This window comes from Pseudoalteromonas sp. SWN166, from assembly GCF_015864485.1.
Lineage (GTDB): Bacteria > Pseudomonadota > Gammaproteobacteria > Enterobacterales > Alteromonadaceae > Pseudoalteromonas.
The window spans coordinates 22,284-42,469 of sequence record NZ_JADYXB010000036.1; the positions used below are offsets into that span (position 1 = coordinate 22,284).

General features: G+C 38.2%; 18 protein-coding genes and 1 pseudogene. 7 read left to right on the top strand and 12 right to left on the bottom strand.

Features of this window, described 5'->3' with window-relative positions:
* Positions 1-13 precede the first annotated feature (13 nt).
* Positions 14-1,795 carry a sodium-extruding oxaloacetate decarboxylase subunit alpha gene (oadA, locus tag I6F49_RS16690; RefSeq protein ID WP_197181380.1) on the bottom strand — a complete coding sequence of 594 codons (1,782 nt, stop codon included), beginning with the start codon at positions 1,793-1,795 and terminating at the stop codon, positions 14-16.
* 11 nt (positions 1,796-1,806) lie between these two features.
* The gene (locus I6F49_RS16695; RefSeq protein ID WP_007583814.1) at positions 1,807-2,049 is read right to left on the bottom strand and encodes an OadG family protein; all 243 of its coding nucleotides are present in this window, start codon (positions 2,047-2,049) and stop codon (positions 1,807-1,809) included.
* A 519-nt stretch (positions 2,050-2,568) separates the two neighbouring features.
* Between I6F49_RS16695 and I6F49_RS16700 the strand changes: the two genes are divergently transcribed.
* The 3 genes from I6F49_RS16700 (at position 2,569) to I6F49_RS16710 (ending at position 3,592) form a co-directional block, all read left to right on the top strand.
* A complete protein-coding gene (locus I6F49_RS16700) occupies positions 2,569-2,742 on the top strand; it encodes a DUF1328 domain-containing protein (RefSeq protein WP_002961939.1) in 174 nt (57 codons plus the stop codon).
* Positions 2,743-2,800: 58 nt separating this feature from the next.
* Positions 2,801-2,992, top strand: a complete 192-nt coding sequence (locus tag I6F49_RS16705) for a hypothetical protein (RefSeq protein WP_007378921.1) — start codon at positions 2,801-2,803, stop codon at positions 2,990-2,992.
* A 132-nt stretch (positions 2,993-3,124) separates the two neighbouring features.
* On the top strand, positions 3,125-3,592 hold the full coding sequence (locus I6F49_RS16710; RefSeq protein ID WP_165727244.1) for a YcxB family protein: 468 nt from the start codon (positions 3,125-3,127) through the stop codon (positions 3,590-3,592).
* Positions 3,593-3,642: 50 nt separating this feature from the next.
* Here the strand turns inward: I6F49_RS16710 and csrA are convergent, their stop codons facing one another.
* The 6 genes from csrA to I6F49_RS16740 form a co-directional block, all read right to left on the bottom strand.
* Positions 3,643-3,834, bottom strand: a complete 192-nt coding sequence (gene csrA, locus I6F49_RS16715; protein ID WP_004587515.1) for a carbon storage regulator CsrA — start codon at positions 3,832-3,834, stop codon at positions 3,643-3,645.
* Positions 3,835-3,925: 91 nt separating this feature from the next.
* Positions 3,926-5,143: an aspartate kinase gene (locus I6F49_RS16720; protein ID WP_165727243.1), complete on the bottom strand. Its 1,218-nt coding sequence runs from the start codon at positions 5,141-5,143 to the stop codon at positions 3,926-3,928.
* Between the two features lie 6 nt (positions 5,144-5,149).
* Positions 5,150-7,750 (bottom strand): alanine--tRNA ligase, encoded by a 2,601-nt coding sequence (gene alaS / locus I6F49_RS16725; RefSeq protein WP_165727242.1) that lies wholly within the window; start codon positions 7,748-7,750, stop codon positions 5,150-5,152.
* Positions 7,751-7,769: 19 nt separating this feature from the next.
* A complete protein-coding gene (locus tag I6F49_RS16730) occupies positions 7,770-8,222 on the bottom strand; it encodes a regulatory protein RecX (RefSeq protein ID WP_007583805.1) in 453 nt (150 codons plus the stop codon).
* Positions 8,222-9,010, bottom strand: coding sequence for a BPSS1780 family membrane protein (locus I6F49_RS16735; protein ID WP_024600767.1), 789 nt, complete (start codon positions 9,008-9,010; stop codon positions 8,222-8,224). The genes I6F49_RS16730 and I6F49_RS16735 overlap by 1 nt, the downstream gene beginning before the upstream one ends.
* A gap of 81 nt (positions 9,011-9,091) precedes the next feature.
* Positions 9,092-9,715 carry a GTP cyclohydrolase II gene (locus I6F49_RS16740; RefSeq protein ID WP_024594512.1) on the bottom strand — a complete coding sequence of 208 codons (624 nt, stop codon included), beginning with the start codon at positions 9,713-9,715 and terminating at the stop codon, positions 9,092-9,094.
* A 251-nt stretch (positions 9,716-9,966) separates the two neighbouring features.
* Here I6F49_RS16740 and I6F49_RS16745 point away from each other — a divergent pair, with 251 nt between their 5' ends.
* The 3 genes from I6F49_RS16745 to I6F49_RS16755 all read left to right on the top strand — a co-directional run bounded on the left by I6F49_RS16745 (position 9,967) and on the right by I6F49_RS16755 (position 13,794).
* Positions 9,967-11,079, top strand: a complete 1,113-nt coding sequence (locus I6F49_RS16745; protein WP_197181381.1) for a TonB family protein — start codon at positions 9,967-9,969, stop codon at positions 11,077-11,079.
* Between the two features lie 93 nt (positions 11,080-11,172).
* The gene (locus I6F49_RS16750) at positions 11,173-12,288 is read left to right on the top strand and encodes an energy transducer TonB (protein ID WP_197181382.1); all 1,116 of its coding nucleotides are present in this window, start codon (positions 11,173-11,175) and stop codon (positions 12,286-12,288) included.
* A gap of 132 nt (positions 12,289-12,420) precedes the next feature.
* Entirely contained in the window at positions 12,421-13,794 is a 1,374-nt protein-coding gene (locus I6F49_RS16755; RefSeq protein WP_197181383.1) for an IS4 family transposase, read from the top strand.
* 57 nt (positions 13,795-13,851) lie between these two features.
* On the opposite strand, the gene I6F49_RS16760 is transcribed toward I6F49_RS16755, so the two are convergent.
* The 3 genes from I6F49_RS16760 to I6F49_RS16770 form a co-directional block, all read right to left on the bottom strand.
* Positions 13,852-14,361: a hypothetical protein gene (locus I6F49_RS16760; RefSeq protein ID WP_197181384.1), complete on the bottom strand. Its 510-nt coding sequence runs from the start codon at positions 14,359-14,361 to the stop codon at positions 13,852-13,854.
* 99 nt (positions 14,362-14,460) lie between these two features.
* Positions 14,461-14,910, bottom strand: coding sequence for a low molecular weight protein-tyrosine-phosphatase (locus I6F49_RS16765; RefSeq protein WP_165727237.1), 450 nt, complete (start codon positions 14,908-14,910; stop codon positions 14,461-14,463).
* 56 nt (positions 14,911-14,966) lie between these two features.
* Entirely contained in the window at positions 14,967-15,473 is a 507-nt protein-coding gene (locus I6F49_RS16770; protein WP_197181385.1) for a DUF3087 domain-containing protein, read from the bottom strand.
* 214 nt (positions 15,474-15,687) lie between these two features.
* On the opposite strand from I6F49_RS16770, the pseudogene I6F49_RS16775 reads away from it, so the two are divergent.
* Positions 15,688-15,870 (top strand): annotated as a pseudogene (locus I6F49_RS16775) (hypothetical protein); the annotation flags it as partial.
* 63 nt (positions 15,871-15,933) lie between these two features.
* Here the strand turns inward: I6F49_RS16775 and I6F49_RS16780 are convergent.
* On the bottom strand, positions 15,934-19,839 hold the full coding sequence (locus tag I6F49_RS16780) for a YobI family P-loop NTPase (protein WP_197181386.1): 3,906 nt from the start codon (positions 19,837-19,839) through the stop codon (positions 15,934-15,936).
* Positions 19,840-20,186: the final 347 nt, after the last annotated feature.

Below are 20,186 nucleotides of genomic sequence, written 5' to 3' on the forward strand. Positions count from 1 at the left end.
CTCTATTTACTCCCTATGCTAATGCAATCATAGCGTCGCCGGTAGTTACAGCATCGCCTTCACTAACTAACACTTCAGCAATTGTTCCGGTGTGCATAGCGCGTATTTCAGTTTCCATTTTCATGGCTTCCATAATAATCACTACATCACCTTCGTTAACAACTTGCCCGGCCTTTACTTTAATCTTAAAAATATTACCGGCTAAAGGTGCATTTAGCGTTTCACCCGATGCAACTGAAGCAGACTGAGGAATATGCTCAGAGTCTTTTAATGTTACTTCTTTTAGCTCACCACCTTGCGCCACTACTACGTCGTAAACTTTACCGTCTACTTTTACGCTGTACTGCTCAGCTTTTACGCCGTTATTGTTTGAAGTTGATTTAGAAGGTGCTTTATTGCTTTTATCTTCAACGGTAGGAATAGGTTCAAATGCATCCGGGTTGTTACGGTTTTTAATAAACTTCAAACCAACTTGTGGAAATAATGCATAAGTTAGTACGTCATCAATTTGCTCATCAGCAAGTGTTAAGCCTTGCTCTTGCGCTTCTTTTAATAATTCAGCTTCAAGCGTTGCAAGCTCTGGTGCAATGTTATCTGCAGGGCGGCAAGTAATAACCTCTGCTCCATCAAGCACACGCTCTTGTAGCTCTTTATTCATTGGTGCTGGTGTTAAGCCATATTCACCTTTTAGTACGCCAGCAGTTTCTTTAGTGATTGTTTTATAACGCTCACCTGTTAGTACATTAAGTACCGCTTGAGTACCTACAATTTGCGATGTTGGTGTAACTAAAGGTAAAAAGCCAAGATCTTCACGTACACGTGGGATCTCAAGTAAAACTTCATTAAGCTTATCTGCCGCGCCTTGCTCTTTAAGCTGGTTTTCCATATTTGTAAGCATGCCACCAGGTACTTGAGCGAGTAAAATACGACCATCAACCCCTTTTAAGCTGCCTTCAAATGCCGCATATTTTTTACGTACATCTCTAAAGTAAGCCGCAATTTCTTCTAGATGGTTTAAATCAAGGTCGGTATCGCGCTCAGTGCCTTCAACTATCGATACAATAGTTTCAGTTGCTGTGTGTCCGTAAGTCATACTCATAGATGAAATAGCGGTATCAAGCATATCAATGCCTGCATCAATCGCTTTTTGATAAGTCGCAGTACTTAAACCTGTTGTAGCGTGGCACTGCATAGCAATAGGAACCGATACGGTTTCTTTAAGTGCTTTAATTAGTTTTTCAGCATCGTACGGCTTTAATAAACCCGCCATATCTTTAATACAAATTGAGTGACAGCCTAAATCTTCTAATTGCTTAGCCAGAGTCAGCCACATATCAAGCGTATGAACAGGACTTACCGTATACGAAATAGTACCTTGAGCATGCGCGCCTACTTTTATAGCCGCTTTAATCGCTGTTTCTAGGTTACGTACATCGTTCATTGCATCGAAAATACGAAATACGTCAACGCCATTTTTATGTGCGCGTTCTACAAACTTTTCAACTACATCATCAGCGTAATGGCGGTAGCCTAATAGGTTTTGACCGCGTAATAGCATTTGCTGTTTAGTATTAGGCATCGCTTTTTTAAGCGCACGAATACGCTCCCAAGGATCTTCGCCTAAATAACGAATACACGAATCAAATGTAGCACCGCCCCACGATTCAATAGACCAATAACCTGCATCATCTAGCTTGCTAGCAATAGGTAGCATATCGTCTAGGCGCATACGTGTTGCGAGCAATGATTGGTGCGCATCGCGTAATACCAATTCTGTTAATTTTAATTTAGCCATGTGTGTGCCCCTTATTTATTATTTGATTTGTACTGAGCAATGGCAGCACTAATAGCAGCGATGTGCTCATTAGGCACACCTTGAGATTTAAAAGACGGTGATTTAGCTGGTGATGCCTCTGGTTCGCTATAGCGCGTCACCAAATTAGACATAAGCGTTACTGCACCAATTAATATCGACAGAAATACAAACACCCCAACCATACCAGTTAGCATTAAGCTACCAGCCGTTGTGAGTAGAGCACCTATATCCATTTTTCTCCCCCTTGAAACCCATATCGAAAATAAAAAATCGATTTAATTAAATATTTATTCACTGGATAATAACAAAACTAGTCGCTTTGTCTACATCTTGTAAATTGGTAAAACCAATTAAACTATAAACAACATAACACTCAACAAATTTACATGCCATAACCCAGCAATCATGCGCCCTACAATACATACAGAAAATAACGACTATAGCTAATAGTTATATGGAAGTTGTTAATTAACTATTCAACTTAATAAAAATAACCGCCAAATTTTATAATAAGTACAAAAACACACACCAATTGTTAATTGGTCTTACCAAAAAGATTATTTTTAGTGAATATTTACCGGTAACTTGTAACAGTGTGAATAACTTACATAACAAAGCGTAAAAATTACTAACTAACTAATAACTAAAAACACAGTTAAAAACCATAACCACTTGATATAAAACAAAAATAAACTTTGGCATATAACTGGCATTAGTTATTGTGAGCAAATTTGATAACCAAGGAGAAAACAATGTTACGCTGGACAATTACATTTTTAGTTATTGCTTTAATCGCTGCAGTGTTAGGTTTTGGTGGCATCGCAGGTGCCGCAGCTGGTATAGCAAAAATTATATTTTTTATATTTTTAGTACTTTTAGTGATCTCATTAGTTTCAGGTGCACTACGTGGTAAATCACCCAGGTAGATAAAGCATTCAACTAACAAACACTAAAATTTAATTAACACTTACAAGGAATTACATTATGAATTCAACAACTGTAAAAGCAGCACTAATCGGTCTATTCGCAAGTTTCTTTATCATGGGTTGTGAAGACAATCATGCAGAAGACGCAGGCGAACGTATTGACGAAGCAGTAACTGACGTGCAAAACAAAGTAGAAGATGCATGTGAAAATGTTAAAGAAGGCGTAAACGCTGAAGAAACTAACTGTTAATTCTTCTTGTATCGCTAAAAAACGGCCTTAGGGCCGTTTTTTTGTGTCTGTAATAAAATCACTGACTATAAAGCTGCTCATTTAGCGGCTAGCTTGTTAAAATAAAAAAAACGATATTTAAAGCAAGGCAATATGGCATTTACAACAACCTACACACTAGATAAACCTTACTTTTACGAGTGCTTTGACGAGTCACTCCCCTACAGTAAGCGCGCCAAACCTAAGTACTTTTTACTTGTACTCCTCGTTGCGCTTGGTTTATTTGGCATTTATGTTTTAAACGATCATTACTTAGGATCGTTTATGATCATGCTAGGTGTACTAGAGTGCGTCGCTTTTTACTATCGCAGACCTTGGTGGGTAACCAGACAAATGCTCAGCAGAGCGTCAGGCTCTGAGGTAACACTTACCTTTGATGAAGAAGGCATTAAGTCGGCTAATCATTACAAAAGTTTTGAGCTAACTTGGCAAAACATAAGCGAAGTAATAGATACTCAGCAAGGTATTATTATTAAAAATAAAAGCGGAATGCAGTACATTTCAAAACAAATACTAACCCCTGAAATACTCGCTTTTATAAACAAAAAAGCCACTCAGTGAGTGGCTTTTAGTCTAGTTGAGCTAATTACTCAACTACGTATACGTGTTGATTAAGCATTGCCCGGATTAGGGTTCGACTTTTCAGCTTGTATGCGCATGTAAATCTCTTCACGATGCACTGATACGTCTTTTGGTGCATTAACACCGATTCGAACTTGATTTCCTTTAACACCTAGAACAGTAACTGTTACTTCGTCACCAATCATTAGGGTTTCACCTACTCTACGAGTTAGTATTAGCATTCTCTTGCTCCCATGTTCCAATAAAAATTATAAGATTCCGCTTAAACATACTAATGAAAATTAGACTGAAAAGTAAGTAAAAACTCTCAATCTATCCATTTTCTGTTAAAAATGCTTTGTGTAATGCACGAACTGCCAACTCTAGGTACTTTTCATCTATTAAAACTGAAATTTTAATCTCAGAAGTCGAGACTAAAACTACATTAATATTTTCCTGCGCTAATGCATCAAAAAATAAACTTGCTACACCAGAATGCGATTTCATACCCATTCCAACAGCAGAAACTTTAGCTACTGTTGGTAATCCGCTTATATTTTGAGCACTGAGTTGAGCTTGATCTTCGCTCAATAATTCAAGTGCTTGCAGATAATCATTCGAGTGCACAGTAAAAGCATAGTCTATTTTTTCAAAGATATGATTAACTTGATTAATCATATCTATTTCGATGCCATTATCAGCAAAAAGTTTCAATATTTTTGAAAGATATTGCGTACCGCTTGGCACACCATCTACTTTAATTAAACATTCGTCACAATTAAACGCAATCCCCGATACCACCTTGCTTGGCATATCGTTCTCCTCAAAACTTATTAATGTGCCTTCATCAGGATTAAAACTAGAAAGCACCCTAAGTGGCACATTGTGTCTACCTGCAGCTTCTACCGAGCGAATATGCAAAACTTTTGCGCCTAAACTTGCCAGCTCCAGCATTTCGGCAAAAGTAACTTGGCTCATTCTGCGCGCGTTTGGTTCAACACGAGGATCTGTAGTATATACGCCGTCAACGTCTGTATAGATCTGGCATTCGTCGGCTTTTATAGCCGCTGCTATTTCTACAGCCGATGTATCGGTGCCGCCGCGTCCAAGCGTTGTAATATTGCCCTCAATATCACGTCCCTGAAACCCAGCAATAATAGCAATACGATTATGCTCAAGCTCATGCTTTAAGCGCGTAGCAGCAACCTCTTCAATACGGGCTTTACCAAACATGTTGTCGGTTTGAATATTGACTTGATCGGCTAATAAGCTCACCGCTGAGTGGCCACGTTTGATAATAGCCATAGCAAGCAGTGATACAGAAACCTGCTCTCCGGTGCTAATAAGTACATCTAGTTCACGGCTACTCGGGCGAGTATCAATTTGTTTGGCGAGGTTAATTAAGCGGTTGGTTTCTCCCGACATAGCAGAGAGAACCACAACCACTTGATGTCCTTGTTGTCTGGTTTTAACAACAAGGTCGGCGACTGCTTCAATTCGCTCTATTGAGCCGACCGAAGTGCCACCGAATTTTTGAACAATAAGCGCCACTTAGGCTTAAGTACGCTCAGTTAACCAAGCTGTAACGCTATCTAGTGCAGCAGCAAGGTTTTGTGGTTCACTACCACCGGCTTGTGCCATATCTGGACGTCCGCCACCTTTACCACCTACTTGACCTGCCATATGGTTAACTAACTCACCGGCTTTTACCTTGCCTGTTAAGTCTTTCGTTACACCGGCAATTAGGCTTACTTTGTCGCCACTGGCAACACCCAGTGCAATAACACCTGAGCCAATCTTGTTTTTAAGGTCATCAACCATACCGCGAAGCGCTTTAGATTCAGTACCTTCAACGTTTGCTACAAGTAGCTTAACGCCATTAATTTCAACAATCGAATCAAGTAAAGACGCGCCCGCTGCACTTGCTAGCTTATCGCTAAGCTGTGCAATTTGCTTTTCAAGGCCTTTAGATTTTTCAAGCAACGCAGTTACTTTTTCAAGTACCGATGCGCTATCGCCTTTAACTAAAGCTGCAACATCGCTAAGTTGTTGCTCTTGCTCGCTAACGTACGCTACAGCATCTGCACCAGTTACGGCCTCAATACGGCGAACACCTGCGGCAATACCGCTTTCAGATACAATTTTGAATAAACCAATATCGCCAGCGCGCTCAACGTGAGTACCACCACAAAGCTCAATAGAGTAGTCGCCAATAGTAACTACACGTACTTCGTCATCGTACTTTTCGCCAAACAATGCCATAGCACCTTTCGCTTTAGCATCATCAATAGCCATAAGCTCAGTATTAAGTGCAAAGTTACGACGAATTTCGTCATTAACTACACGCTCAATTTCACGTAGCTCATCTTTAGTAACCGCTTCAAAATGCGAAAAGTCAAAACGTAAACGATCAGGCTGAACAAGCGAGCCTTTTTGGCCTACATGGTCACCTAATAATTGGCGTAATGCTTCGTGTAAAATATGCGTAGCTGTGTGGTTTTTCTTAATGCTGTCGCGGCGCGTATCATCAATAGTTGCGTCAACTTTGTCATTAACACCAATACGGCCTTGTACAGTACCGTGGTGAGCAAAAGCATTACCAAGCTTAGTGGTATTAGTAACATTAAATTCGCCACCAGCAACTGTAATAGTACCCGTGTCACCCGTTTGACCGCCTGATTCAGCGTAAAACGGTGTGCGGTCTAGTACTACAATACCTTGTTGACCATCTTCTAATAACTGAACAGCTTCGCCACCGGCAAAAATTTCAATAACGGTCGCGCTGTAATGTGTACTGTCGTAACCTTTAAAATCAGTGTGTTTATCTGATTTTAATTGGTCATTGTAATCTGCACCAAATTTACCTGCTTGCTGCGCTGTTTTACGTTGTACAGCCATACACTCTTCAAAGCCTTGATGATCAATTGTCATCTGGCGCTCACGCGCAACATCGGCTGTTAAATCAGCAGGGAAACCATACGTATCGTAAAGTTTAAATACTAAGTCGCCCGGTATAATATCGCCTTTAAGGTCGCTTAAGCTTTCTTCTAAAATAGCTAAGCCACGCTCAAGTGTTTTACCAAACTGTTCTTCTTCAATGCGTAATACTTTTTCAATAATTTCTTGTTGCTTAGCAAGCTCAGGGTACGCTTGACCCATTTGCTCAATTAGCGCAGCAACTAATTTATAGAAAAACGAACCTTGTGCACCTAACTTGTTACCGTGGCGCACAGCACGACGAATAATACGGCGCAGTACATAACCACGGCCTTCGTTAGATGGCATAACACCGTCTGAGATTAAAAACGCACACGAACGAATATGATCCGCCACTACGCGTAGTGATTTATCGTCCATGTCTTGTGCATTAGTAACACTTGCAGCAGCGGCAATTAAGCCTTGAAATAAATCAATTTCGTAGTTTGAATGCACGCCCTGCAAAATAGCAGAAATACGCTCAAGGCCCATTCCCGTATCAACAGATTGCTTAGGTAGAGGCAACATTGTGCCGTCGCTTTGACGGTTGTACTGCATGAATACAAGGTTCCAAATTTCGATGAAACGGTCGCCGTCTTCCTCTGGAGAGCCCGGAGGTCCGCCCCAAATGTGTTCGCCATGATCATAAAATATTTCAGAACACGGACCACACGGACCGGTATCCCCCATAGACCAAAAGTTGTCTGAGGTAGCAATACGAATAATACGATCCTCAGATAAGCCAATGTCTTTTGACCAGTATTCAAACGCTTCTTCGTCATCGTGGTAAATAGTTACTAAAAGCTTTTCTTTTGGTAGTTTTACTTCTTCAGTTAAAAACTCCCATGCAAACTTAATAGCTTCTTGCTTAAAGTAATCACCAAAGCTGAAGTTACCTAACATTTCAAAAAATGTATGGTGGCGAGCAGTGTAGCCCACATTTTCTAAATCGTTATGCTTACCGCCAGCACGTACACAGCGCTGCGAGCTAGTCGCACGTGTATAAGGGCGGCTTTCTGCGCCTAAAAATACATCTTTAAATTGCACCATGCCGGCATTGTTAAATAACAACGTGGCATCGTTACCCGGAATAAGCGAGCTTGAAGGTACAACTTGGTGTTGTTTGCTGGCAAAAAAGTCTAAAAACTGTTGCCTAATTTGTGCGGTAGTCATGTGCTGCATTTGAAAGTCTCACCTGTATTTACTGTGCTTGCATTGCAAAATTAATTTCATCGTAGCTAAAACCCCGATACATTAAGTAGCGCACGCGCTTAGCTTTGTCTTTGTAATCGAGATCGGCCGGTGTATTCGAATATTTTTTATTGTACGCATCCTGCGCAAGCTCAAACCAATCTACTTCAAGCTCTTCAACTACCAATTCAAGTAGCGAACGATCAATCCCTTTGCCCATAGCTTCGCTTTGTATTCGCTTAAGCCCGTGGCATTTAAATATGTGTTTTCTTACAAAGCCTTCACAGTATCGCTGCTCGTTAATAAAATTATGCTTTTCGCACCAATCAAGCAGCGTTTCAATAAACTCTTCTGTAGCTTCTTTTTGCTGTAGCTTAAGCGTTAACTCACGACGCGAATATTCTTGGCGCCCTAGTAACCAAAGTACATAGTTTTTTAGTTTTTGCTTTAATTTATCATCCATTAAGCGTCAAAACGCCCGCTTGTTTCACTGCTAAGTGGCTTAACATTAATGTCGTCACTTGGTGGTACAACAGGCATAAAAATGGCTTGATAAGATACAAAAAAGCTAATGTAGCAAATTGGCATTAAAATCAACAGTGGTAAGAACGATAAGAACATCGAAAGCGCCATAAATAATGCGCAAATAAGGCCAAAAACGCCAAGTGGCAAAATGTTATGATAAAACACCATTAACGATTTTTTAAGTGCCGTTAAAATACGTGTTTCTTTACTAAAATAAACAAGCGGTACAGCGTAAGCAAACGCTGTTAAGTAAATTAGCATTGCCATAAAAAACAAAATGACATTCGCGCCCGAAATACTATCAAGCATTTGCTCAAGTGCTACATTTGGATCAAGTCCTGGTTGGCTCATAACAGCCACTGCATCGGCAAATAAGCCATTAGCGAGTAGCGCCATTAAAATGCCCGCACCCATTTGGTAAAGTGCTAAACGTAGTAACCCTAAACGATTTCCCTTAGCCGTAAATGGCTTGAGAATATCGGCTAGCATAATTTTTCCGCCCTGCTGCTTACTAAGCACCGCTTGGTAAAAGCCTGCGGTTAAAAATGGCGTAGCTAGCGCTGCCACAACTTGCAGTAAAGGTAAAAATAAAGACAGCAGCCCTACAATGCCAATAAATAAATGCATAAAAATAAAGGTTGCTGGCTGGGTTTTAAAAATAAGCCATCCGGCTTTTAACCACTTTAGCCCTGCATCGGCTTTAAAAATTCGTAATTGTGTAGACATACTTGCTCTTAATTTAAAACGAAACACGCCAAGTATAACTTGGCGTGAGGGGGTATTAATAGACGAAACGTAATTAAATGATTAAGGTTTTTTAATTTTCTTAATATCTAACATATGCGCGCCATGCTTAATTTTTGTTTCTAGGTACGATTTATTACCCGCAACACCCGCTTTAATGTGCGCATGCGTGCCCACAACCGAGTCAACATTAATACCGGCATCTTTTAATGCGTTAAGCTTTTTAGGATTATTGGTCATTAATTTAACGTGGCTTAAATTAAGCGCATTAAGCATTAACACAGCATCCGAAAAGTCACGTAAATCATCAGCAAAGCCTAAATGATTATTAGCTTCGTAGGTGTTCATACCTTGCGATTGCAATACGTAAGCATCAATTTTGTTGTATAAACCAATGCCACGACCTTCTTGGCGTAAATACAATAAAATACCGCCTTGCTCGTGCATCATTTCAATACATTCATTTAGCTGCTCGCCGCAATCACAACGCGATGAGTAAAATACATCACCTGTTAAACACTCAGAATGCATACGAATAAGCGGTACATCTTGCTCTGTATCAGCGTTGTTAAACACCATAGCAATATGTTCTTTACCATCTTTTAAATCAGTAAATGAGATTATTTCTGCAGGGATATCACTATTTTTGCCAACATTAAGCTGGACTCTTGCTCTTACTTGCGCCACGACAAATCCAAATATTTAAATAACTACGACACGATAATAAAGTGATAATATCACAAGATAGGATGAATACACCGTAGTACAAGACTGTTTATGGCAAATATATGGCGACGACAGGCGTTATTTTCAATGATTGTTAAGCAATTAATAACCCGAATATTACAACCTCGCTTGTTTACTTTAATTTACCTAAAATAATGACAGGCCTTGATAGTTTTGGTAATTTTATGGGCTAATAAATAATAGGGATTATTATGAAGCACCAACAGCTCGCCATATCGATAGGATTAAGCTTATTAGCCTTTGCTAACTCCACTTTCGCAAACCAAGTAAATAGCATTCAAGTTGTATCTGCAAACGCCGAAGAAACTGACTCAGCATTTGTTGCAGCCAAAGAACAAGCTGAAAAAGAAGCACAACTTGCCTATCAAAAAGGGCTCGCTCTATATGGAGAAAATAGCAATGAAACGGCAAAGCTTGCTATTAACTACGCCGAAGCCATCAATAATTATACTGCAAAGAACATTATGGTTATAGGGAATGGCAATGAAGAGAAACGGTTTGATTTGTATTCACAGGCCCACCGTATTTTAGTTAAAAACTATGGTGAAAACTCAATAGAGACTATGGATACGCTACTAGCCAAAGCCACTCATACGAATAAATCAGATACCGCAGTCAAAAACTTTAAGCAACTCATCAAAATCGCTGAATTACAAAATAACCCAGGCCTTGTCGCCAATATGCAATTTGAAGCTGCAGAAACATTACTTTATGGGTTTAGCCATAGCGAATATTCTTTAGCGAAAATATACGCTCAAGATGCAGATAAATATTACCAAGCCCAGCTACCTGATAATGCAGTAGAGCGTATAAAGTCTGACTTTTTAATGGTTTCATTTGAGAGTGGCCGTAAAGATTACGACAAAGCAACTAAAAGGCTAAACCGTATAGTTGGCTTATTTGATAAATATAAAAATTTAGATCAAAGCTTTGAGCTTAATGCGCATGCTGGCTTAGTTCAGCTATATGAAAAACAAGATGAAAGCGATAAAGCGACTAAACACGCCTTAGCCTTTGCTAAAAATACGCACTGGAAAAACACCTCAGAGCAAAATCCACTCTACATAACCGAGCCTATATACCCTCGCGGTGAAACTAAAAGTCATGTAATAGTTATATTAGAGATTACTGTTGATACCCATGGCTTTGTGAAAAATCCTAAGGTTATTAGCTCTGAAGGTTCTAAAGCGTTTGAAAAATCAGCGATAGCCGCTGTTAAACAATGGCGTTACGCTCCAAAGTTTAAAAATGGAAAACCTGTAAATGCAACAACTCAAGCTGAACTGTATTTTGAACGGCTTTAAGTAGTTTTACCATTCAGCCAAGAATTATATTAATAAGAAAACAATTGTAATTACGTCAACCTAATTTCAATTTAAAAGTCAATAGGGATTATTATGAAACGTCAGCAACTCGCTTTATTTATAGGCTTAAGTTTATCTGCTCTAAGCGCAACAACTTTAAGTACTACAGCACTCGCCAGCCAAGCAAGCGATCCTCAAGCGTTATTTAGCCAGGCATACCAAAGCTATTTAGCAGCAGTTAAAGTAAACAAAAACGTACAACAAACTGCCAAACTTGCTTACACATCAGGTAAAGCCGTTTACGGTAAAAGCGACGACAATACTGCCAACTTAGCTATTAATTACGCTAAAGCCATTAAAGGCTACGACGATGAGCTAAACGAGCAGCGTTATACACTTTATAACGAAGCTCATACTATTTTAGCTGCAAACCACGGCAAACAATCAATAGAAACAGTTGATGCACTGCTCGGCCAAGCTAACTACACAACATCGGCATATCAAGCAGCTAACTTTTTAGAACAAGTAATTGAAATAGCTAAAACACAAAATAAGCCTAAGTTTGTAGCCGACATGAAACTAGAAGCGGCAACGCTACTGGCTAAAAAGTTTAGTTCTAAAAAATATCGCGAAGCTAAAAACTACCTAGAAGAAGCCGACGAATACTACCGTGAAAATATTCCGAGTAGCTCGGTAGAGCAAATTAAAGCTAATTTTTTAATAGCCGCATTTGCCGAAGGTAGCAAAAAATATAACCGAGCAATTGAGCGCTTAAATAATATAGTTACTGCATTTGACGATAACTTAAGCTTTGATCACAGTGCTGAGCTAACTGCTCATTCAAAACTTGTGGGTCTGTACGAAAAACAAGGTAAAAGCGAAGAAGCAACTAAACATTGCCTAGCTATCGCTCAAATGGTGCCATGGAAAGAATCGCAAGAGCAAACACCTCTCTATCGTGTTAATCCTAAATACCCAGCGCATAAAGCCAGATTTAGTACCGATGGTAGCGTTGTTATGGAGTTTGAGGTAGACACTGCAGGCTTTGTAAAAAACCTAAAAGTGCTTAGTTCTGAAGGTGGCAACGCATTTGAAAAGTCAGCCCAAGCAGCCGTTGAGCAATGGCGTTACGCACCAAAGTTCGAAAATGGCAAACCCATTAGCGCTATTTCTCAGGTACAACTCGACTTTAAAATTAACCGCCACTAAAAGCGGTTCATTAAAAAAGGCGCTTTATGCTGTCTCTTATACACAAATCCCTGCTAAGAAATTAGCGGGGATTTTTTTGAACTAAATCTCAATGTCATGATCAGATCTTCAAATCTTGTTTGAGGGCACATTATGATTAACGAACATACTCATTGGGCAAAACAACAATTCGGTAAATCGGACTTAGGTGATCCAAGAAGAACAGCGCGTCTGGTAAAGTTAGCATCAACGCTTGCAAATGAACCAGGAAAACCACTTGTGAACATCACTCAATCCCCCGCCGATATGGAAGGTGCCTACCGCTTTATTCGCAACGAGAATATTGACGCAACGGCTATAGCAGAGTCAGGCTTTAAAGCCACGGTTGAACAAGCAAAAAGTCATAACTTATTGCTCGCATTAGAAGACACGACCACACTAGTTTATAAACATTCCTCCATTCGAGATGATTTGGGTCATGTCGGACGAGGAGCAAAACAACGAGGCTTGTTAGCTCATAGCGTATTACTGTTTGCGCCAGACACAAAGCAAGTTGTGGGATTAATTGAACAGTCTCGCTGGAGTCGTGATATCAACACGATTGGAAAAAGAGAAAAACACGCGACGACTTCTTACGAAGAAAAAGAAAGTTACAAGTGGGAGTCAGCGTCACGAGCGATGGCAGAGCGGCTGCAAGGACAAATGGCGAACGTGATATCGGTGTGTGACCGCGAAGCGGACATCTACGAATACTTGCAGTATAAACTAACCGAGCAGCAACGATTCGTCGTACGCTCGATGCAAAGTCGTCATATTGAAGAAGGTGAGGATAAGCTCTATGCGTTTGCAAGCGAGCTGATGAGTGCAGGCACCAAACACATCCACATTGCACAAAAAGGAGGAAGAAAAGCCCGAAGCGCAACACTGGATATCACCTATGCGCCAGTGACACTCAAAGCGCCTTACAATAAGAAAGGACACTCCCTCCCAGTTTACTATGTCGGCTGTGCAGAGCGAGGAAACGCTAAGAACGGCTTAAGCTGGCACCTATTAACCAGTGAACCAGTCACCAGCAAAGAAGACGCCTTAGCTATCATCACCTACTATGAGCACCGTTGGCTTGTAGAGGAATACCATAAAGTCTGGAAAAGTGATGGTACGGATATCGAAAGTTTACGCCTTCAAAGCCAAGGTAACATGGAAAGATTGGTGACGATTAATGGCTTTATTGCGACGCGAATATTGCAACTAAAGTTCACCAATGAGCAGCCTGATTCTCCAAGTTGTGAACAACTGTTATCTCCCAAAGCATGGAAGTTATTGTGGTTAAAGAGAATAAAAACACCATTGCCTGAAACTGCTCCAAATATGTCATGGGCGTATCAGGAACTGGCAAAGTTAGGAGGCTGGAAAGATACCAAGCGCACAGGGCGTGCATCTGTGAAAGTGTTATGGCAAGGATGGCTTAAGTTACAAGCCATCCTGGAAGGCTACGATTTAGCAAAATCTCTTGAGCCAGACTTGTGATCAAGAGACAGCTTTATGCGCCTTTTTTTTAAACTAACTAATACAAAACTCACGTAGTTAAAATTCGTAACTTACGCTAATACCGCCATCAGCTCTTTCTTCGTTGCTGTCGCTTGTTTTGCCATAGCCCACATCTAGCTCTAATCTAAAACCGGCACTATTCAACCCGTTAAAGTTATAGCTATAAGTAAGCCCTATGCCGTTTGTTGTTTCATCATCAAAAATACCGCCAATTACACAACCTAGCGTATTAGCAAAGTCAGTTGCTACATCATTTGTTGAACTTTCACACTCTTGGTCTGTATCTCTTGCGCCAATTGCACCTACAAGCGCGCCAAAAGCATGTTTTTTATTATCACTTACCGCTTGTTCAAAACCTGCTGAAAATCCATCATCAAGGCCTATTTTGTAGTTTGCATACCAGCGCTGTGTGCCGTCGTTAGCCGATAAAGACACTTCAGGAATAACTAAGTAAGGATAGCCACCCCCAATCGAAAAACTAACATCGTTAGCAAAAGTAGAACAAGAAGCGATAGATAAAGTGAGTAGTAATATTTTTATTTTCATAAAGTTCCCTTTGAGTAAGCATAAAATGTACTTACTTTAGGGACACTGTGCAATACGACAAAAAGCTCGTTAAATTTAGCTTTAGTAATAAAATAGGGATTAAATTTTAGCGAGTATTTTATCGCTAGCCGCTTCAATTAAATCGAGCACATTTTCAAAGCCATCATCGCCGCCGTAATAAGGATCAGGAATAGCGCTTTGGGTTTGCTCGCCATATTCTAAAAATAGCGCCAGCTTGTAGCGTAAATGCTCAGGGCACTGGGCTTTTAAATCAGCTAAGTTTTGCGTATCGGCCGCTAAAATCAAATCAAACTCAGTAAAGTCGCTACTGCGTACTTTACGTGAACAAATACCTTTAAAGCTATAACCACGTTTTTCGCCTGCTGCCATTGAGCGGCTATCAGGCGTTTTACCTTCGTGGTAACCAATAGTCCCTGCCGAATCAACTTTAACGTTAACGCCTAGTTTTTTAGCTCGGGCTTTTAATACCGCTTCTGCGGTTGGCGAGCGGCAAATATTACCTAAACACACTATGAGTATTTTTTTCATTAAGGCTCCTCTAACTAATTTAAAAACCTATGTTTTAAAACTGTTTTAAAACTGTTTTAAAACTGTTTTAAAATACTTTCTTCGTAATCTTCAACGTTAAGCGTTACATTATGTTGCGTTGCAACAGATTCAAGCTCAGCTTGTTTAATGGCTAAATCGTCCATGGTGATTAGATTATCGTCTAGCTGCCACAATAACCGAGAGCCTGCGTAACTATAATGAATCGCTAATAACGCATCGGCATTACCCTCGCGCCCTGCTGCTTTTAACTTAGCCATTTTGCGGGTTATTTTATTAAGTGCTTTTTTAAGCTCCCACACATAAACAACTTCTGTCATAAAACTATGTGTACGGTATTTATTAAGTAACCACGCAAGCCCAACGCTAGTAATAGCAACACCTATTAAGTTCCAATGAAAATGGCTACCACTTTCATCAGGAAATAAAGCAATTAGCGTTTGCGATATAGCCAAGCTGCCTACAGCTAAACCAATACCACACCCTGCAATAACACGGTTTAAATGTTTACGGTAACGCGCTTTATTTATTTCAATGAGTTGCATAACAGCCTAAAAATGTAAGTTTTAATATTTGCGAATGGCTATTGTAACTAAACCCCACATTTTTTATAAAATTATTTCACCCCTTTTTGATTTGCCACCCGTTATAGCTTTGAAAACACCCTAATTGTTGTGCTCAATAAAATTAGGAGCGGCTTATGCACACACTTGAAGTACCTAACAACCCAGTATTTATTAAAACATCAACTGCGCAGCTTCCAGCTGTAATCTTGAGGTGCTAGTGCAAATTAAGCATTCACTGTTAAGTGATTTAAAGGGTAAACACGCAGTTGAAAGTGGTCTAAATACCGGTGATATGCTCGCTATGGCGCATAACGGTAAGGGGCAGATTATTGCGCTTAAACATGCGCGAGCTGGGATTAGGCAGTGTGGGGCTTAGATGGTTTGGTCCAGTTGAGGTTGGTGGTAATTTAAATAAAAATTACCACCGAGTACATGCTATTTATGAGTTATTTAAATCAACTCTAATTTTATCTGTTTTAGTGATTTTTTTTCTCTTAACCAATTTTTTGTCTGTCATCAATGAAGAAAAGAGATCGTATTCTTTTGTATTAGGTAATTCAAAGTGAGTTTTAGCTATATTAATTTTTGCAATCTGCTCTGTAGAGAAACCACAGATTTCTTTTACTCCATCCTCAGATAATAGGTCTATTTGATAAGTTAAAAATGTAATTAAATCAGAGTCGTCATTTAGTTTTGAAGCTAACTTAATTATGTTAACTTCTTTAACTCCATCAAACTTCATTTCACAAGCTAAAGAGCTTAAATAAATAGTATCTATTAAAGGGCTCTTAAACTCTTCATCACTTAAACTAGCAATTGCCGATAACTTGTTTTCATCGCTCACTTCACCACTTTCAAAAATATGGATTCTGTCTTCTAGTGAGAAAAAAGGAATACAATCAAAAGTCATATATTCTACTAGATAAATGGGATCGAACTTATTATGCATTGCACGAATTAAGTCCTGACCTTTATCTGATTTAGGTTCTACATACTCAACTAAGTGCCCAAACAACTTATCAGATACCTTATCAGAAGGCTGAATAACTAACAAATCAGCAAAACAAGAAGCTAATTCATCAGAAGAAAAGAAACTACTTTCACTTAAGCCTTCAAAAATAGTCAATATTTCAGCATTGCTAAGAACCTCTAATTTAGCAATAGAGCAAAGCGTTTCATCACTAAGATCGTAAAACTGATTTGTTTCTAAAAACTCATCTTTATTGTACGAAATTAGTAACGGAAGAAGTTCAGGCCTATCTTCCTCAAGTTCACTTTTAAGTTTATCAGAGTAAATTACTAAACGTTCTTTAATTAAATACTCATACTTCTGATCGGTTAGATTATCTAAATCATAACCGTCTATATGCTTACTCAGAGGATGAACTAATGACTGGAATGTATATTGCTTTCCAATATTAAACAAAATAATACCTGTGAAATCAAAAAGTAGCTTGTCATTTCCATCATCATTACTCAATATTTTGACCTCTGAAAGTAAATCTTCAAGATTAGCTGAAACCACCCTATCGGCTTCTATACTAAAATCTTCAAAGTACTCACTATCATGATCAAAATAAGCGAATATAGTGACTAAATTTTCAATAGTAGGTATAACTTTATCTTGTTTTGATAATTCCAAATGAGTGGTTTCATCTAGTTTAGAGCTAGTTATATGTGTAAGTTGAAAAGGTATACTGCTTATTAACTGCTTTTTTATTTCGAAGGCAATATCAGACTTTAGCATGTGAATTATTGAGTTCTCGTCCTCGATACCCTCTTTAATGGTCTCTATCCAATACTTTACAACTAAAAGCTGAAGTATATCAGTATCAGCGATACCTACGCTTAGCAGTTCATCTTCAGCTTTGAGGATAAAAGCTAAAGAAAATTTCTCTCTTTTATAAACACATTTAAAATAACTATGTAAGCTATCTGAGTTAACTCTTATGCACCTAGCTTTAAACATAGTTGTATAAACTTCAATCTGCTCATCGTTTTTATGATCAAATTCGACATACTCAAACAAAGGGTCAAGAGAAAATATATTTTCCAGAATTACTTCTCTCAGCCTCTTTGATTCGCCTGCTATTTCTACAACAATTTTGGTATTTTCATTTAAATGATTCGCCAAAAAAAGATAATGATTAAAATCTACATTAGAAAAACCTTTACTCTTACATAATTTAAAGCACCACTGCCCAAACTTATCGGTATAACTCTTACTTAACTCTAAAAAATTAAGCCTATTGGATACTAAAATTTCGAGCATTGATGATATATCAATAAACTTACTACTTTCTAACTTATCGATAAACTCAATAAGAAGCTTAGGATTGTTATCTAATATGATGCAGATTTGGTTTAAAAATGAGTGTTTTTCGGAGATTAAATATTCAAAAAGATCAAAGTTCAGAATAGCGGTTTGCGAAAAGCTATTTTCATCTAGTAATTCAACAATGCCTGCAGGATTGTTTAATGAATATTCAAAATTAGGCCTCTTCCCATAAACAATATTGTTTCTAAAGTTAAAGTCATTTCGAGTTAATTCACCTTCATAAAATATTGAAATATATTTTTGATAGTCCTCATAGATATATCCTTCACGCAACAAGTAGTGAATAATATGATCTGATTTATAACCTGTAAGATTTTCTCTTTCCTCCTCAAAAAGAGAACACATTTCCTTGAGTGAAGCACTCTCAACTTTGCTTATTAATATTGAAATTTCATTTATTTTACGATTAAGTTGCTCAACTTTTTCATTCGGCTCATCTAGCATCTTTAGCTTTTCTAAGTAACTTTGGATCTCCAAATATTCATCATTTTCAGCTAATGATACTAGTGTGCCATAGTCAGACAATTTTAGTTCAAGACCTTCTCGCAAACTGACTAAAACAGAATCATAATCGTTACTATTAATAGTCTCTTGTCCAAATTTCCAACCACGCAGTCCAGGGTATTGCCTTGTAATTATTTGAAGCTTCCATCTTATGAGCGCTTCATACTCATCTTCAGTAAATTTTATCGCATTTTGAATTTTTTCAATTTTTTCTTCGCACTCACGAATAATTGCTTTTTTACATTCAACTACTTCTTTTTTTATTTTTGATGTATCAAAAGCAGAAAATATATTCCCACTATTTTGCTGAAGAAGCTCAAATTCATTGGGGAACATGTTTTTAGATAGAACTAGCGAAAATAAGTTATCGTCAGATAAACTTTGATCATGACTAACTAGCTTTCTGTAAAAGTAAAATTCGTTAACTATGTTTTGCAAAACCCTCATATCTGCAATAAAAACAGTAACATCCCTTAAAAATCTTCGAGAAAGTTTTTCATTTTTAATTGTAGAAATTAATTCAAGAATTTTATCATATGAGTTATTTGAATGAATAATCGGAATTATGGGTAGAATAAAATCGAAGAATTTAGTTCTTTCTGTAGCTGAAAAGCAATCGTCTTTAGTTACATAAATAAACTTAACCCCTTTTTTATGCTTCTCTCTGACTGCATCACTATTATTTAAAATGATGTTTATTTCACGTAGTTTTGTAAAAATCTCAGGCTTATTTAACCTTTCTAAATCCTCAAATATCACTTTATTGTATTGTGAACTAGAAAAGAAATACACCAGTTCATCAAGGGTCCTATTTAATACAGAGTCCGATTCTGAAAAAAAACTGATTTCTGCACTGGTCGGGTTTAAATAGCTGATTTTAGAAAGTGGTAGGGTACTCTTTAAATACTTAAATATAAATGCAATACCAAGCAGGCAACCTACAAGCATAACTAAGGATAAACCAATGTTAAAAAACTCTAAATATTTCCCAAGTATTGGCCTAATAGGATCAATAAAAATATAACTTTTTGGATTAAAAATATAAAAAATAGACAGAAGCCAAAGCGAAGCAAATATGTAGCTCTTCCACTTGGTAGTATCTTTGGAAGTAGCTAATTTACTAAAGCGAGATTTTGGAATTGTTGAAGAAGGCACTTTATAAATAATTTGTTGAATAATACTTTTTTCTATATTTGCAAACACATCTGGCTTATTTAGAGCTTCTTCCCCAACCACCATTTCATCAACCTGAAAAGAAGCTAGTGAAACATCAATTGACGAATCAGAAAACTCAGTATTATTCTTTTTATATGAGCTTACAAAGCTAGATTTTCCAGATGAATATGGCCCTGTTATCGCTATATTGTATGCTTTATCTGATGCAATTACTTGGTCAAAAACATTCGATACATCTTTATCAATTTCAGCTTCGTCTGTTGCGCTGAGAAAATATGGCGTATATCCATCACTCTTTTTTTCAGCTGAAATATCTTCAACAATCATCGTATAAAATCCTTTTAAAATAGCTTAAAAATTTTAAGCTAGCATATCTCAGTTTTTAATATAACAAAACTATCAGCCATATAATTAAGTTAATAACATATTGTTTGGAAAGAAAAAATAAGTTAGCCCGACGCGCCAGCAAGCTAAGCGCCTACAAAAACACTACATATAACTAGCTTTAGGTGTGCTCATTGCATTGGCGATCCGTTGGGTTTCGTGTTACTCAACCCAACCTTGTATCTCTTCTTGATGAGTGTTTAGCTAGCACTTGTCACATCGGGAAGACAGTGAGCTCGTACCCAACCAGAGTGTGAAAATGCTGTGACGTAGATTGAGCCCTGACTTCC

Excerpts from the sequence above, each read along its gene's own strand:
- oadA (WP_197181380.1), bottom strand. The coding sequence starts at position 1,795 with ATGGCTAAATTAAAATTAACAGAATTGGTATTACGCGATGCGCACCAA.
- I6F49_RS16695 (WP_007583814.1), bottom strand. The coding sequence starts at position 2,049 with ATGGATATAGGTGCTCTACTCACAACGGCTGGTAGCTTAATGCTAACT.
- I6F49_RS16700 (WP_002961939.1), top strand. The coding sequence starts at position 2,569 with ATGTTACGCTGGACAATTACATTTTTAGTTATTGCTTTAATCGCTGCA.
- I6F49_RS16705 (WP_007378921.1), top strand. The coding sequence starts at position 2,801 with ATGAATTCAACAACTGTAAAAGCAGCACTAATCGGTCTATTCGCAAGT.
- I6F49_RS16710 (WP_165727244.1), top strand. The coding sequence starts at position 3,125 with ATGGCATTTACAACAACCTACACACTAGATAAACCTTACTTTTACGAG.
- csrA (WP_004587515.1), bottom strand. The coding sequence starts at position 3,834 with ATGCTAATACTAACTCGTAGAGTAGGTGAAACCCTAATGATTGGTGAC.
- alaS (WP_165727242.1), bottom strand. The coding sequence starts at position 7,750 with ATGCAGCACATGACTACCGCACAAATTAGGCAACAGTTTTTAGACTTT.
- I6F49_RS16730 (WP_007583805.1), bottom strand. The coding sequence starts at position 8,222 with ATGGATGATAAATTAAAGCAAAAACTAAAAAACTATGTACTTTGGTTA.
- I6F49_RS16735 (WP_024600767.1), bottom strand. The coding sequence starts at position 9,010 with ATGTCTACACAATTACGAATTTTTAAAGCCGATGCAGGGCTAAAGTGG.
- I6F49_RS16745 (WP_197181381.1), top strand. The coding sequence starts at position 9,967 with ATGAAGCACCAACAGCTCGCCATATCGATAGGATTAAGCTTATTAGCC.
- I6F49_RS16750 (WP_197181382.1), top strand. The coding sequence starts at position 11,173 with ATGAAACGTCAGCAACTCGCTTTATTTATAGGCTTAAGTTTATCTGCT.
- I6F49_RS16755 (WP_197181383.1), top strand. The coding sequence starts at position 12,421 with ATGATTAACGAACATACTCATTGGGCAAAACAACAATTCGGTAAATCG.
- I6F49_RS16760 (WP_197181384.1), bottom strand. The coding sequence starts at position 14,361 with ATGAAAATAAAAATATTACTACTCACTTTATCTATCGCTTCTTGTTCT.
- I6F49_RS16765 (WP_165727237.1), bottom strand. The coding sequence starts at position 14,910 with ATGAAAAAAATACTCATAGTGTGTTTAGGTAATATTTGCCGCTCGCCA.
- I6F49_RS16770 (WP_197181385.1), bottom strand. The coding sequence starts at position 15,473 with ATGCAACTCATTGAAATAAATAAAGCGCGTTACCGTAAACATTTAAAC.
- I6F49_RS16780 (WP_197181386.1), bottom strand. The coding sequence starts at position 19,839 with ATGATTGTTGAAGATATTTCAGCTGAAAAAAAGAGTGATGGATATACG.